This is a genomic window from Sphingopyxis fribergensis, from assembly GCF_000803645.1.
In the GTDB taxonomy this organism is placed as follows: domain Bacteria; phylum Pseudomonadota; class Alphaproteobacteria; order Sphingomonadales; family Sphingomonadaceae; genus Sphingopyxis; species Sphingopyxis fribergensis.
Genome location: NZ_CP009122.1, coordinates 1 through 14,144 on the forward strand (window position 1 = coordinate 1; position 14,144 = coordinate 14,144).

The following is a 14,144-nucleotide window of genomic DNA, read 5'->3' on the forward strand; positions in this document are numbered from 1 at the left end:
GTGAGCGGTGATGCCGCAACGCTCTGGCCGCGCGTGGCCGAAGGGCTGCGCCGCGACCTCGGCGTGCGTACCTTCGACCATTGGCTAAAGCCCGTGCGCTTTGCCGATTATTGCACGCTGTCGGGCGTGGTGACGTTAGAGACCGTCAGCCGCTTTTCCGCGAACTGGATCAACGAACGTTTCGGCGACCGCCTCGAACTCGCATGGCGGCAGCAGTTGCCTGACGTGCGCGGCGTCACGGTGCGCGGCGGCGCAGCCGCCGACGATCGTGCGTCGGTTCTGGCTGCTGCCCCGCTGCCGGCCTTCGACACGCCGCCGGCGCGTGCCGCCAATCCCGCGCTGCTCAATTTCGATCCGCGCCTGTCGTTCGACCGCTTCGTCGTCGCGCGCAGCAACATCCTCGCCGCCAATGCCGCGCGCCGCATGGCGATGGTCGAGGCGCCGCAGTTCAATCCGCTCTATCTCTGCTCGGGCACCGGACAGGGCAAGACGCACCTGCTCCAGGCGATGGCGCAGGCCTATGCCGCCGAGCACCCGACCGCGAACATCATCCTGATGTCGGCGGAAAAATTCATGCTCGAATTCGTCGGCGCGATGCGCGGCGGAGACATGATGGCGTTCAAGGCGCGGCTGCGCGCCGCCGACCTGCTGCTGCTAGACGATCTTCAGTTCGTGATCGGCAAGAATTCGACGCAGGAGGAATTGCTCCACACGATCGACGATCTGATGACCGCGGGCAAGCGCCTCGTCGTCACCGCCGACCGCCCACCCGCGATGCTCGACGGGGTCGAGGCGCGGCTGCTGTCGCGCCTGTCGGGAGGCCTCGTCGCCGATATCGAGGCGCCCGAAAATGATCTGCGCGAACGTATCATCCGCCAGCGCCTCACCGCGATGCCGATGGTCGACGTGCCCGACAATGTCGTCGCCTATCTGGTCAAACATTTCACGCGCAACATCCGCGAGCTCGAGGGCGCGCTCAACAAGCTGCTCGCTTACGCCGCGCTCACCGGCACGACGGTCGATATCGCGCTGGCCGAAGACCGGCTCGCCGAAAATGTCCGCACCGCGCGGCCGCGTATCACGATCGACGAGATCCAACGCGCGGTCTGCGCGCACTACCGGCTCGACAAGTCCGAAATGTCCTCGAAGCGCCGCGTGCGCGCGATCGCCCGCCCGCGCCAGGTCGCGATGTATCTCGCCAAGGAACTCACGCCGCGCTCGTATCCCGAGATCGGGCGGCGGTTCGGCGGGCGCGATCATTCGACGGTGATCCACGCGGTGCGCACGGTCGAGACGCTGCGCGTCAACGACAGCGAACTCGATGCCGAAATCGCAGCGATCCGGCGCAGCCTCAACGGCTGATCCACAGACGGTCCACAGGTTATGCCGGACTTATCCCCGGCACTATCCTCAACAAAAAGGCCCGCCCTTCGAATGAAAGGCGGGCCTTTTGCTTTGGCTTGGTGGTGGCTCAGCCCTTTTCGGGCGGCGCCACCGTAATCCGCACCCGCTCGCCCGAATTTCCGGGGAAGCCGGTGAACATCGCCTCGACCAGGTTCGGGACGATCGCCTGGAGGTTGTTGTCGCGCGACTGCGCCTCGGCATGGCCTTCGAACAGGCGCGAGCCATCGGCCGATCGGCTGATCTGGAGGTCGAGTCCGCTGGTGTAGACGGTGTAGCTGCTGACGTCGTTATAACCGCCGCCAAAGCCGCCCCAAAGGAACGGGTCACGATAACCATAGACATAGCGGCGTCCGCCGCGCCCCGACACGATAACCGGGCGATAAAAGCCGCGGCCATAATAGCCGCCATAGCCGCCGTACCACGGGTCGCCAAAGCCGGGGCTCGACACGACGCGTTCGCGGCCCTTGTCGACGCCATAGTCCATGCGCACGACGAGGTCGGCGCGCTCGCCGCTCGCTGCCTGGCGATAGCCGTAACGCGTCAGCTCGCCCGCGACGATATTCGCATATTGGCCGAACTCGATCCCGCCTTGCAGCGCGGGGTTGCTCGCCTCGACGACGAAGCTCTGGCCCTGCGGCGCGGGAAGCTGCGACTGAAAGCGCGCGACATCGGCCTTGAACGGCGTCGCGCAGCCCGCGAGCGCCAGCGCCGCGCCGGTCATGGCGGCCAGTCCCAGTCGCCGGAAATTGATCTTGCTCATCGTCTTGGCTCCGTGATTCGGGCAGCGCAAACCGCGCTTTCATACCATAGACTATACCGACGCGACTTAACCTTGGTTGAACCCGTTTCGTCGCACGGTCGTTCCATCCCCTCAATATGGGGAGGCGGACGCGCTTAACAAGATTTTTCGCACTAAGATGAAGGTTTAACGGCACAGCCCCAGCGCGGCATAGGCGGCGTCGAGCGTCGGCCGCGCCAGCGCCGCTGCGCGCGCCGCACCCGCCTCGAGCGCGGCGTCGATCGCCGCCGGATCGGCCTTGAGCTCGGTCAGGCGGGTCGCGATCGGGCGCAGCGTTTCGACGAGCAGCTCGCCGAGCGCGGGCTTGAACGCGCCAAAGCCTTGTCCGGCAAAGCGGGCAAGCACCTGGTCGACGCTTTCGTCGGCCATCGCGGCATAGATCGACACGAGATTCTTCGCCTCCGCGCGCCCGTCGAGCCCCGCCGCCTCCGACGGCAAGGGTTCGGCGTCGGTCTTCGCCTTGCGGATCTTTGCCATGATCGTGTCGGCATCGTCGACCAGGTTGATGCGGCTCGCATCGCTCGGGTCCGATTTCGACATCTTCGCCGACCCGTCGCGCAGGCTCATGATCCGCGCCGCGGCCGCCGGGATCGTCGGTTCGGGCAGGGTGAAGGTCTCCGTCGCGGTATCGAGGTTGAACTTGGCCGCGATATCGCGCGCAAGCTCCAGATGTTGTTTCTGGTCGTCGCCGACGGGGACGTGCGTAGTCTGGTAGAGCAGCACGTCGGCCGCCTGCAGCACGGGATAGGCAAAGAGGCCGACGCTCGCGCCCTCGCGGTTCTTGCCCGACTTTTCCTTGAACTGCGTCATGCGGTTCAGCCAGCCGATACGCGCGGTGCAGAACAGCAGCCACGCCAGCTCGGCGTGCGCGGGGACGCGCGCCTGGTTGAACAATATCGCCTTGTCGGTGTCGATCCCCGCCGCCATCAGCGCCGCCGCCATCTCGCGCGTGTTCGCGGTCAGCTCGGCGGGGTCGTTATAGACGGTGATCGCGTGGAGGTCGGCGAGGAAATAGAGCTTTTCGCCGTCCATCTCGTCCTGCATCCGCACCCAGTTGCGGATCGCGCCCAGATAATTGCCGAGATGCAAGTTTCCGGTGGGCTGAATGCCCGATAGCGTCCGCATGATCGATATCCTGTCAGAGTTAGCGCCGGCGCAGCTGGCCGATGGTGTCGCGATTGACCACGCCGAACAGAAAGGCGCAACCAAAGAATATGATCGCGCCCAGCGCGACGATCGCGCCCAGCGCGATGACGCGGTCGAGCGCCCCGCCGACAAAGGCGTCGCCCGCGAGCGGGATCGCGAAATGGAGCGCCGCCGCCATCGCCGCCGCCGCGAGGATGATGCGCGCGACCCGCCCCGCGACCTGCCCGGTCAGGCGGAACAGGCCGCTGCGGTGCAATATCGCATAGAGCATTGCGGCATTGCACCACGCCGCGATCGACCCCGCGAGCGCCAGCCCGACGATGCCGAGCGGGGGGATCAGCGCGAAGTTCAGGCCGATATTGATCAGCAGCGAAATCGCCGCGGTCCAGACCGGGGTGCGCGTGTCCTTGCGCGCAAAGAAATTGGGCACCAGCACCTTGACCAGCACATAGGCGGGCAGGCCGACGACAAGGCCGCCGACGACGGCGCCGGTCGCCAGCCCGTCAGCCGCGCTATAGTGGCCGCCGACATAGAAGGCGCTGGTGATCGCGGGTCCGGCGATGAACAGCGCCACCGCCGCCGGGACGGTCAGCAGCATCGCGAGTTCGACGGCATTGCTTTGTAGGCGAAAGGCGCCGTCCTTGTCGCCCTGCGCGACGAAGCGCGATAGCGCAGGCAGGATTGCAGTGCCGAGCGCGATCCCGATGATGCCCAGCGGCAACTGGTTGAGGCGGTCGGCCATCGCCAGATAGGTAATGCTCTTGTCGGGCAGCATCGCGATGAAGAACAGGTCGACGAAGCGGCTGATCTGATAGACCCCGGCGCCGAACACCGCGGGCAGGATCAGCACCCCCATTTCGCGCACATCCTGGGTCAGGCGCGGGCGGTGCAGCGTGGGCCGGAACCCCGAACGCCGCACCCAGAAAAACAGCCAGGCAAGCTGAAACAGCCCCGCGAGCGAGACCGAAATCGCAAGGTAGAGGCCGGTCGCCGCCTTCGCCGCGTCGCTGCCGTCGCCCGTGAACAGGCCCAGCAACAGCGCGCCAATCAGGCAGATATTGAGCAGGATCGGCGCAGCGGCGGCGGCGGCGAAGCGCGACAGGCTGTTCAAAATGGCCGCGAACAGCGTCGCGACGCTCATGAAGGCGAGGTAGGGAAAGGCGATCCGCGCCATCGCGACCGCCAGGTCGAATTTCGCGCCGTCGGCCTGCAGCGCGTCGCTTGCGAACAGGCCCATCACCCACGGCATGACGATCAGCAGCACACCCGAAAAGGCGATCAGGATCGGGATCAGCACCGCGAGCACGGCATCGGCGAAGGCGCGCGCCTCGCCATGGTCGCCTTCCTTCGTCATCCGCTGGTTGAACAGCGGAACGAAGGCGGCGGCGAAGGCCCCCTCGGCAAACAGGCGGCGGAAGATATTCGGAAGCTGGAAGGCGAGCTGCCACGCATCGGCCACGCCGCCCGCGCCGAGGATGCGGCTGAGCAGCATGTCGCGGGCGAATCCGAAGATGCGGCTGACCATCGTCAGCCCGCCGATGGTCCCGACATTTTTGAGCAGGCTGCTCATGGGGCGAGTATGCACGGAATAAAAGCACCGTGTCCCCGCGAAGGCGGGGACCCATCTCCGGTCGGCGCCAATATGAACCGGCCGGAGATGGACCCCCGCCTTCGCGGGGGCACACACCTTACCGAAGGCGTTTTAGTGGAAATGGACGGCCTAAGCCTGGCCGACGGGCGTCACGTCGCCAGCCTGCTCGGCTTCGACCTGCTGGACCTGCTGCATGAACAGGCCGTGAAAATCGATCGGCTCGAGGAGCAGCGGCGGGAAACCGCCGTCGCGGACGGCATCGGCGACGACGCGGCGCGCGAAGGGGAACAGGATGCGCGGCGCTTCGGCGAGGAAGAAGGGCTGGAGCTGGTCGTCGGGGACGTTGCGCACCCCGAACAGGCCGGCATATTTGAGGTCGATCACGAAGCTGGTGCCCTGATCGGTCTTCGACGTGACGTCGATCTTCAGCGACACTTCGTACAGATTGTCGCCGACGCTGTCGGCGGCAATGTTGAACTGCACATCGACCTGCGGTGCGTCCTGCCACTGGTAAACGGCTGGCGCGTTCGGATTTTCGAACGACAGATCCTTCACATATTGCGAAATCAGGCCGATTGCCGGACTCGTGTCTTCGCCATTGGGCTGTAGGGCGGGATTGTGGATGTCGGCGCTGGTCTCGTCAGCCATGATGAAGCAACTTTCACTGAAAAGATGGAAACAATATCCGCATCCGCAGACCGTGTCGGGACCGCGGCGGACGGTTGCCGCGGCGCTTAGCAGCGCCCGGCAGCGAGCACAATGGGCGCCCGGTGCCGCGATATGGTTACGGGCGAATCGTTGACCCGCCGCGCGCCAGCCGCCATGGTCATTTGAAACCGGGGCGCACATCGCCTATGTATCGACCAATATGTTTCTATTGCCCGCATTGGACTTTTGCCCGTGACCGCTTTTTCCATCGTCCTGCTCGCCATGATTGCCGCCTTCCTCGGCATGCGGCTCTACTCGGTGCTCGGCAAGCGCACGGGGCACGAGCAGGAGCCCGTGCTGCCGCGCGAGCGCACGGCCGCGTCGTCGCCGGTTCGCCTCGACGAGGGCGATGGCGCGCAAACCACGGCGACGGCACCCGCCGACACCTCGGGCCTCGTCTATGAGCCTGCGGCCGAGGCCGGGCTCCGCCAGCTGCTGGCCTCCGACCGCAATTTCGACGCCGGCCGCTTCATGGAAGGCGCCGAAGCCGCGTATCGCATGATCCTTGAAGCCTATTGGAAGGGCGATCGCGACACGCTGCGCGATCTGTGCGACGACGACAGCTACCAGGCCTTTGTCGATGCGATCGAGGCGCGCGAGAGCCGCGGCGAAACGCTCGACAACCGCCTGATGGTCGTCGAATCTGCCAAGATCACGGCGGTCGAACTGAACCGCAGCGAGGCGCGTGTCACCGTCCGCTACCGGGCCGATATCAGCGCGGTGACGCGCGATGCCGACGGCAAGCTGATCGCCGGGTCGATGAGCGATGCGACGCAGACCGACGATCTGTGGACCTTCCGCCGCCAGATCGGCAGCAACGACCCCAATTGGGTGCTCGACGAAGCCGAATCGGCCTGACCCCATGATCCTGACGGTGGGGGCGCCCCGCGCGCGCGCTTTCGGATTCGCGCTGCTTGCCGCCCTGCCGTTGCTTTCGGGTTGCGCGTCTGTGATCCCCGAGGCCGATAGCCGCCCTACCACCGTCGCTCCTGCGCCATCGCGTCCGGCCGGTACGCCGCGCCCCTACACCCCGCGCCCGTCCGAAGGCAGCAGCGCCGCCGCGCAGCCTATTCCCGCAACCGCGCGCGCGCCGCTGCCCGCGGCGCCCGTCCCGACCGATGCAACGACCGCCGCCGCCAGCGGTGTTGTCGCGGGCCCCGACTTCGCAACGCTCGGCGTGACCGCGCAGCAGGCGACGGCCGCGCTCGCCGCCTTCCGGATCAGTTGCCCGTCGGTCCAGCGCCGCACCGACACCAGCGGTCTGACCCAAGGCGCCGACTGGACCGAAAGCTGCACCGCGGCGAAAGACTGGAAGGACGGCGACGCCGCCGCCTTCTTCACCCGCTATTTCGGCACGGTGCAGGTCGGCGCGGGCACCGCCTTCGTCACCGGCTATTACGAACCCGAAATCGCCGGCTCGCGCACGAAGCAGCCGGGCTATGACGTCCCCATCTATCGCCGCCCGGCCGACCTGATCGACGTCGACCTCGGCCAGTTCTCTGAGGATCTGAAAGGCCGCAAGCTTCGCGGCCGCGTCGATGGCAGCAATTTCGTCCCCTATTACGACCGCACGGCGATCGAGAGCGGGGCGCTCGACGGGCGCGGGCTCGAAATCGCTTACGCCGCCGACGCCGCCGAATTCTTCTTCCTGCAAATTCAGGGCTCGGGGCGCCTTCGCCTGCCCGACGGCGGCATCATCCGCATCGGCTACGACACGCAAAACGGCCGCGGCTATGTCGGCATCGGCAAGCTGCTGCTCGATCGCGGCGAATTGCAGCGTGGGCAGGCATCGATGCAGGGTATCCTCGATTATCTGCGCGCCGACCCCGCGCGCGGCACCGCGGTGATGAACGAGAACCCCAGCTGGGTCTTCTTCCGCGAACTGACCGGCCCCGGCCCGCTCGGCGCCCTCGGCGTCCCCGTCACCGGCCGCGCGAGCGTTGCCGCCGACCCCAAATATGTGCCGCTCGGCGCGCCCATATTCCTCTCGCTCGACCGCGCCGAACCCAATGGGCTGTGGGTGGCGCAGGATACCGGCGGCGCCATCAAGGGCGCGAACCGCTTCGACAGCTTCTGGGGCGCGGGCGACGAGGCGCGCGCGATCGCGGGCGGCATGGCGGGACGCGGTCCGGCGCTGCTGCTGCTCCCTCGCGCCAGCATCGCGCGGCTGATCCCGGCGCATTGACGTGCCGCGGCGCCTCGCTCCCGAGGAAAGCGCGCTGTGGAAAAAGGTCGCAGCGACGGTAAAGCCGCTCGCCAAGGCAAAAGCGCCGCTCGCGCCCGTCGCCCCACCGACCGTCAGCACCCCGAAGCCGACGCCGCGCAGCACCGCGGCCCCCGCCGCCGCGCCGCGGCCCACGACTAAACTTCCGCCGCCGCGCCGTACCCACCAGGCGGCAACACTCGACGGCCATTGGGATCGGCGCCTGCGCAAGGGGCTCGTCCGCCCCGACATGAGCATCGACCTGCACGGGCATACGCTCGCCTCGGCGCAGGCCCTGCTCGACGAGGCGATCGGACGCGGGCTGCTGCGCGGCGCGCGCGTGCTGCTGGTGGTCGCCGGACGCCTCCGCCCCGGCGCCGACCGCCTGCCACAGATGCACGGCGACCCGCGCCCGCGCGGCGCGATCCGCGCCTCGCTACCCGACTGGCTCGCTTATTCGCCTTATGCCGACCAGATCGTCGCGCTCCGCCCTGCGCACATCAGCCACGGCGGGGCAGGGGCGGTCTATGTCATCTTGCGTCGATCCCGCGAGGATTAAAGAAAAGCACGCATCAATATGCCGCGATAGATCGCCGTCAGTCTGTGCAGATCCTCGACTGCGACCGCCTCATCGAGCTTGTGCATCGTCGCATTGGTCAGCCCGAATTCGACCACCGGGCAGAGCGCGTGCAGGAAGCGTGCGTCCGACGTGCCGCCGGTCGTCGACATGTCGGGCACGATATCGGTTTCGGCATGGATCGCCTCGGCAACGAGCTCCGACAGGTCGCCCGGCGGGGTCAGGAAGGCTTCGCCCGAAATCTTGCCCAATATTTTTGCATTCGGTTCGACGTCGTGCGCGATACGCTCGATCATCGCGACGAGGTCGGCGCCCTTGTGCTGGTCGTTGAAGCGGATCGACAGCCGCGCGCGGGCGGAAGCGGGGATGACGTTGGTCGCGCCATTGCCGACGTCCACGTCGGTGAATTCGATGTTTGACGGCTGGAACCAGTCGTTGCCCTCGTCGAGCGCCACCGCGTCGATCGCCGCCATGATCCGTACCAGCTTGGGGATCGGATTGTCGGCAAGGTGGGGGTAGGCGACATGGCCCTGCGTTCCCGGCACGTCGATCCAGATATTGACCGACCCGCGCCGCCCGATCTTCACCATATCGCCGAGCCGGTTCACCGAGGTTGGCTCGCCGACGACGATCATGTCGGGCTTCATCCCGCGCGCGTCCATATGCTCCATCAGCGCGCGGGTGCCGAAGATCGCGGGGCCTTCCTCGTCGCCCGTGATGATCAGGCTGATCGTCCCTGCTTCGGCAGGCGTTGCGGCCGCCGCAGCGACGAACGCCGCAATCGAACCCTTCATGTCGACCGCCCCGCGTCCATAGAGCAAATCGCCGCGTACCTCGGGAGCAAAGGCGTCGCCCGTCCAGCCCACACCCGGCGGCACGACGTCAAGGTGGCCGGCAAAACCGAAATGCTTGCGATTCTTGCCCGTCCGCACCGCGAGCAGATTTTCGACCGGCCCGTCGGGCTCGACCCCGTCGATGAAGCGCTCGACGGTAAAGCCGAGCGGGGTCAGCGCCGCCTCGAGCGCGTCGAACACGGCGCCCATCGCGGGGGTGACGCTTGGCGCGGCGATCAGCGCCTTGGCGAGTTCGAGGGGGTCGACATGCTGGGTCATGCCGCTCCCTTACGCTCTCGCTGCCGTCCAAGTCGAGGCTTTGCATCGCGTCGTCGTTGTGCGAAACAAAGAAAGAACAAATTCACGAGGACTGCCATGCCCAAACTCGATCTCGACACGATCCCGCAAACCAACATGACGGGCTATCCCGCGCCCTATGACGCGCCGGTGCAGGGCCGCTGGTATCGCCGCCTCGCACCCGCCTCAGGCCTCAGCGATTTTGCCGCGAGCCATGTGGTGCTGAAACCCGGCGCCTGGTCGTCGCAGCGCCACTGGCACGATGGCGAGGACGAGATGCTGGTGATGATTTCGGGCGAGGCGGTGCTGATCGAAGACGATGGCCGCTGGCCGATGCGGCCGGGCGACATCGCGGTGTGGCCGAAGGGCAGCGCCAACGGCCACCATCTCGTCAACGAATCGGACGCCGACTGCGTCTTCGTCGCGCTGGGCGGCGGCAAGAAGTACGACACCGGCGGCGGGTATTCGGACATCGACATGCTCTTCACGCCCGACGGTTATTTCCACAAGGATGGCACGCCCTATCCGACGAGCCGCATTCCCTAAAGAATCCGGAAGCTCAGCAGCGTGAACCGGGCGGGTGCGGTCGCATAGACGCCGTGGCCGCGCGCGCTCGGCGATCCGAAGACCAGCCCGATACGGTCGATATCGGCGAGTGCCGCTTCGATCGCGCCCGGCTTCAACGCGGCGGTTCGACCGAAAACGGAAATCCAGTTCGGGTCGTCGAGCGGAACGCTGATCTCATGCTCGCCCAGAGCGATTTCGCGAACCGTGGCGGCGGGGGCGTACCAGCGAAAATCTTCGTAGCGGCCCTTCGCGCTCCAATTGTCGCCGCGGCGCTGGAAATAGAGCGACACGGTGGCGGGAACATGGGGGCTTTCCTGCGGCACGAAGCGCGTGCCGGTCCGGCCGTCGACGCGGTAGCGCACGACGATGCGCGACCCGGGTGCGATCGGCCCAGGGCGGAAGGTGACATAATGGACGTGGCCGGCGGCGGCGCTGCCGACGGGAAAGTCGAATTGCCAGCCAGTGCGCGTCGGCTGCGGGCGCAGTGGCATGCCTTGCGAATAATTCTTGCCGCGGATGATCGGGCCGATCTCCCAGTTCGCGGCATTCTGCCCCGCGGCTGGCGCGGCGCCCGCGAGCAGCGTGAGGGCGGTCAAGGCGGCGATCACGCGTTTCTGCATTGCCACGCCTTAACCCATTCAGGTGGCTGCGTCGTGAACAAGCGGTTCAGCGCGGCGACAATCCGCCGGTTCACTCGGTGACCGGCCCCTCGAACTTCTCGATGATCCAGTCCTCGGCCTGCGCGCCGCCGATCCATTCCTGCATACATGGGTGGCTGATCACCGCCTGCGCATAGGCGGCGGCAAAGCGCGGCAGCGGAATCGAGTAGGTGACGAAGCGCGTCACGACGGGTGCGAACATGATGTCCGCCGCCGACCAGCTGCCGAACAGATAATCGCCGTCGCCGCCGAAGCGCGCGCGCGCCTCGGCCCAGATCTGGAAGATACGGACGATATCAGCCTGCACTTCGGGCAGCAGCTCGGCGGGGGGATAGATGCGCCGGATGTTCATGCTGTGGTTGCGGCGAAGCGCGGCAAAGCTCGAGTGCATTTCGGCCGCCATCGACCGCGCCATCGCTCGCGCCGCCATATCCTCGGGCCAGAAATGCTTGGTGCCGCCGGTCTTTTCGTTGAGATAGTCGATAATCGCCAGGCTGTCCCACACGACGATATCCTCGCCGTCCCACAGGATCGGCACCTTGCCCCCCGACGGCGCGAATTCGTCGCCCTCGCGGCGGTTCGACCAATCCTCGTCATAGAGGGGTACGGTGACCTCCTCGAACGGCAGGCCGCTATGTTTGACCGCGAGCCAGCCGCGCAGGCTCCAGCTTGAGTATGCCTTGTTGCCGAGGAAGAGTTTCATGGGGTCTCCTTTGATCCCTCTCCCCTTGCGGGGGCGACGGGCCGTTCGTGCTCCCGGCACGAACTTGGATTGCTGGGGGCAATCCAACCCGTCACCGGTTGCGCAGACTTGGCAGCTTCCTGCCTAGTCGTAGCTGGGAGAGGGGGTGTCAACGGTTGCGTAAGCACGCACCCCTCTCCAGGTTCCGGTAGCGGACACGTCCGCAACCTTCACCATCCTCTCCCGCAAGGGGAGAGGAGAAAGTGACTCAAATCTCCACCGCCTCCAGCACCGCGGTGCGCAGTTCGGCGATGCCCATGCCCTTTTCGCTGCTTGTCACGATCACTTGCGGATGCGCGGCGGGATGCTTGCGGGCTTCGGCTTCGGTCGCGGCGTGCACCGCCTCGAGTTCGGTCGCCTTGATCTTGTCGGCCTTGGTCAGGACGATGCGATAGCTGACCGCCGCGGTGTCGAGCATTTCGATGAATTCGCGGTCGACGTCCTTGATCCCGTGGCGGCTGTCGATCAGCACCAGCGTGCGTTTCAGCACCGCGCGGCCACGCAGATAATCGTTGATCAGGTATCGCCATTTCTTGACGACATCCTTCGGCGCCTTGGCAAAACCGTACCCCGGCATATCGACGAGCCGGAAGATCAGCGGTTCGCCGACGTCGAAATAATTGAGTTCCTGCGTCCGCCCCGGCGTCACCGACGTGCGCGCCAGATTGCCCCGGTTCGTCAGCGCGTTGAGCAGCGACGATTTGCCGACATTCGACCGCCCGGCAAAGGCAATCTCGGGCATGCTGGGCGCCGGCAGATGTTCGAGCGCCGGCGCCGATTTCAGGAAATTGATCGGTCCTGAAAACATCTTGCGCGCGCGCTCGGCCCGTTCGGGATCGGCGCCGGGTTCGAGATCGGGATCGATTTCGCTCACTTTGCCGGTGCCGCCTTCAGTTGCGGGAATTTGCGGTACATCCACTGCTGCTGCGCGATCGACAGCAAATTGTTGGTGATCCAGTAAAGCAGCAGGCCCGCGGCGAACGGCGCCATGATGAACATGAACAGCCATGGCATGATCTTGAACACCTGTTGCTGCACGGGATCGGTTGCCTGCGGGTTCAAACGGAACTGCAGGAACATCGTGATGCCGAGGATCACCGCCAGGATGCCGATCGACAGGATCGACGGCGGGGTGAAGGGCAGCAGGCCGAACAGGTTCAGAATGTGCAGCGGATCGGGCGCCGACAGATCCTTGATCCACAGGATGAACGGCTGGTGCCGCATTTCGATCGTCAGCATCAGCACCTTGTACAAGGCATAGAAGATCGGGATCTGGATCACGATCGGCAGACAGCCGGCAAGCGGGTTGATCTTCTCGTCCTTATAGAGCTTCATCAGCTCCTGCTGCATCTTGGGCTTGTCGTCCTTATGCCGTTCCTGCAGCGCTTTCATCTTGGGCTGGACGAGGCGCATCTGCGCCATCGATCCGAACTGGCGCTGCGCGATCGGGAACATCAGCGCGCGGATGATCAGGGTCAGCACCATGATCGCGACGCCGAAATTGCCGACCTGCTTGAACAGCCAGTCGAGCAGCTTGAAGATCGGAACTTCGAAGAATTCGAACCAGCCCCAGTCGATCGCGTTCGACAGGCGCGTGATGCCCTGATCGTCCTGATAGCGCGAAAGCGTGCTGACTTCCTTGGCGCCCGCAAAGACGCGGCTGGTCGTCGTGACCTGCTTGCCCGGCGCAACCTCGACAAGGTCGCGCGCAAAGGCGGCGCGATAGGCGCCGCCCGGCAGCGAATTGAACGCGGCCGACACTTTTTCGCCCTTCGCCGGGATCACCGCGGCGAGCCAATATTTGTCGGTGAAACCCAGCCAGCCGGCCGAGGTGTAGGCGACGGTGTTGTTCGCGGCCTCTTCGAGTTCGTCATAATTGGTGAAGTTCGATTTGCCGTCGAGATAGCCGGTGGGGCCGACGTGGATCGTCCAGCTGTCCTGCTCATGCGGGTCGGTCGGCTTGCCGGTGCGGTCGATATAGGTGCCGCTGCGTACTGCAACGGGCGCGGTGCCGGTGTTGGCGATCGTCTGCTTCGCGGTGATCAGATAATCGTCGTCGATGCTATATTCGATGCGGAAGGTCTGGCCGGCGCCGTTCGCCCAGCTCAGCGTAACCGGCGTCGCCGGGGTCAATTTGGTCCCGCTCGCGGTCCACAACGTGGTCGGGCCCGGAACGACGATACCCTGCGCCGACCAGCCGATGCTCGCAAAATAGGCGGCCTTGGTGCCGGCGGGCGCGAACAGGCGAACCGGCGGCGAATCCTTCTTGATCGTCTGGCGATATTTGCTGAGCGTGATGTCGTCGACGCGCGCGCCAACAAGGTTGATCGATCCCTTGATTGCGGGGGTGTCGATCGGAATGCGGTTGCCGTCGCCAAGCACGGCCTCGATCGGACGGATCGCCTGCGCTGTGGCAGGTGCGGGCACGCCGGGAGCGGGCAGCGCGGCGGGCTGGCCGGGCGTTGCGGCGGGCGCTGCGCCTTCGGGCCCTGCGACCGTTCGGGTCACATCGGGCTTGTCGGGCGTGGGAAAGAATTTCTCGGAGACGAAATTCCAGCCGATCAGGATGGCCACCGACAGTAAAATTGCCGCGATCATGTTACGCTTGTCGTCCACGC

At 65.8% G+C, this 14,144-nt stretch carries 14 protein-coding genes; 5 read left to right on the forward strand and 9 right to left on the reverse strand.

Features of this window, described 5'->3' with window-relative positions; translation table 11 throughout:
* Positions 1 to 1,362: a chromosomal replication initiator protein DnaA gene (dnaA, locus tag SKP52_RS00005; RefSeq protein WP_039570309.1), complete on the forward strand. Its 1,362-nt coding sequence runs from the start codon at positions 1 to 3 to the stop codon at positions 1,360 to 1,362.
* Positions 1,363 to 1,471: 109 nt separating this feature from the next.
* Here the strand turns inward: dnaA and SKP52_RS00010 are convergent, their stop codons facing one another.
* The 4 genes from SKP52_RS00010 to secB form a co-directional block, all read right to left on the reverse strand.
* Positions 1,472 to 2,164, reverse strand: a complete 693-nt coding sequence (locus SKP52_RS00010) for a DUF4136 domain-containing protein (protein WP_039570311.1) — start codon at positions 2,162 to 2,164, stop codon at positions 1,472 to 1,474.
* A gap of 165 nt (positions 2,165 to 2,329) precedes the next feature.
* Positions 2,330 to 3,328 carry a tryptophan--tRNA ligase gene (trpS, locus tag SKP52_RS00015; protein ID WP_039570314.1) on the reverse strand — a complete coding sequence of 333 codons (999 nt, stop codon included), beginning with the start codon at positions 3,326 to 3,328 and terminating at the stop codon, positions 2,330 to 2,332.
* A gap of 19 nt (positions 3,329 to 3,347) precedes the next feature.
* The gene (gene murJ, locus SKP52_RS00020; RefSeq protein WP_039570317.1) at positions 3,348 to 4,919 is read right to left on the reverse strand and encodes a murein biosynthesis integral membrane protein MurJ; all 1,572 of its coding nucleotides are present in this window, start codon (positions 4,917 to 4,919) and stop codon (positions 3,348 to 3,350) included.
* 150 nt (positions 4,920 to 5,069) lie between these two features.
* Positions 5,070 to 5,588 carry a protein-export chaperone SecB gene (secB, locus tag SKP52_RS00025; protein WP_039570319.1) on the reverse strand — a complete coding sequence of 173 codons (519 nt, stop codon included), beginning with the start codon at positions 5,586 to 5,588 and terminating at the stop codon, positions 5,070 to 5,072.
* A 252-nt stretch (positions 5,589 to 5,840) separates the two neighbouring features.
* On the opposite strand from secB, the gene SKP52_RS00030 reads away from it, so the two are divergent.
* Genes SKP52_RS00030 through SKP52_RS00040 form a run of 3 tightly spaced genes read left to right on the forward strand, consistent with a single transcriptional unit; the run spans position 5,841 to position 8,410 of the window.
* Positions 5,841 to 6,506, forward strand: a complete 666-nt coding sequence (locus SKP52_RS00030; protein ID WP_081997122.1) for a Tim44/TimA family putative adaptor protein — start codon at positions 5,841 to 5,843, stop codon at positions 6,504 to 6,506.
* Between the two features lie 4 nt (positions 6,507 to 6,510).
* Positions 6,511 to 7,833, forward strand: a complete 1,323-nt coding sequence (locus SKP52_RS00035) for an MltA domain-containing protein (RefSeq protein ID WP_052207660.1) — start codon at positions 6,511 to 6,513, stop codon at positions 7,831 to 7,833.
* Between the two features lies 1 nt (position 7,834).
* Positions 7,835 to 8,410, forward strand: a complete 576-nt coding sequence (locus SKP52_RS00040) for a Smr/MutS family protein (RefSeq protein WP_039570321.1) — start codon at positions 7,835 to 7,837, stop codon at positions 8,408 to 8,410.
* On the opposite strand, the gene dapE is transcribed toward SKP52_RS00040, so the two are convergent.
* Complete coding sequence (gene dapE / locus SKP52_RS00045; protein WP_039570324.1) at positions 8,407 to 9,540, reverse strand: succinyl-diaminopimelate desuccinylase; 1,134 nt, start codon at positions 9,538 to 9,540, stop codon at positions 8,407 to 8,409. The genes SKP52_RS00040 and dapE overlap by 4 nt on opposite strands.
* A 96-nt stretch (positions 9,541 to 9,636) precedes the next feature.
* On the opposite strand from dapE, the gene SKP52_RS00050 reads away from it, so the two are divergent.
* Positions 9,637 to 10,104: a cupin domain-containing protein gene (locus SKP52_RS00050; RefSeq protein ID WP_039570327.1), complete on the forward strand. Its 468-nt coding sequence runs from the start codon at positions 9,637 to 9,639 to the stop codon at positions 10,102 to 10,104.
* Here SKP52_RS00050 and SKP52_RS00055 read toward each other — a convergent pair.
* The 4 genes from SKP52_RS00055 to yidC form a co-directional block, all read right to left on the reverse strand.
* Positions 10,101 to 10,745: a hypothetical protein gene (locus SKP52_RS00055; RefSeq protein ID WP_039570330.1), complete on the reverse strand. Its 645-nt coding sequence runs from the start codon at positions 10,743 to 10,745 to the stop codon at positions 10,101 to 10,103. The genes SKP52_RS00050 and SKP52_RS00055 overlap by 4 nt on opposite strands.
* A 70-nt stretch (positions 10,746 to 10,815) precedes the next feature.
* Entirely contained in the window at positions 10,816 to 11,487 is a 672-nt protein-coding gene (locus SKP52_RS00060) for a glutathione S-transferase family protein (RefSeq protein ID WP_039570333.1), read from the reverse strand.
* Between the two features lie 247 nt (positions 11,488 to 11,734).
* Entirely contained in the window at positions 11,735 to 12,400 is a 666-nt protein-coding gene (yihA, locus tag SKP52_RS00065) for a ribosome biogenesis GTP-binding protein YihA/YsxC (protein ID WP_148308961.1), read from the reverse strand.
* A complete protein-coding gene (gene yidC / locus SKP52_RS26705; RefSeq protein ID WP_039570336.1) occupies positions 12,397 to 14,142 on the reverse strand; it encodes a membrane protein insertase YidC in 1,746 nt (581 codons plus the stop codon). Before yidC ends, yihA begins: the two co-directional genes overlap by 4 nt.
* Positions 14,143 to 14,144 lie beyond the last annotated feature (2 nt).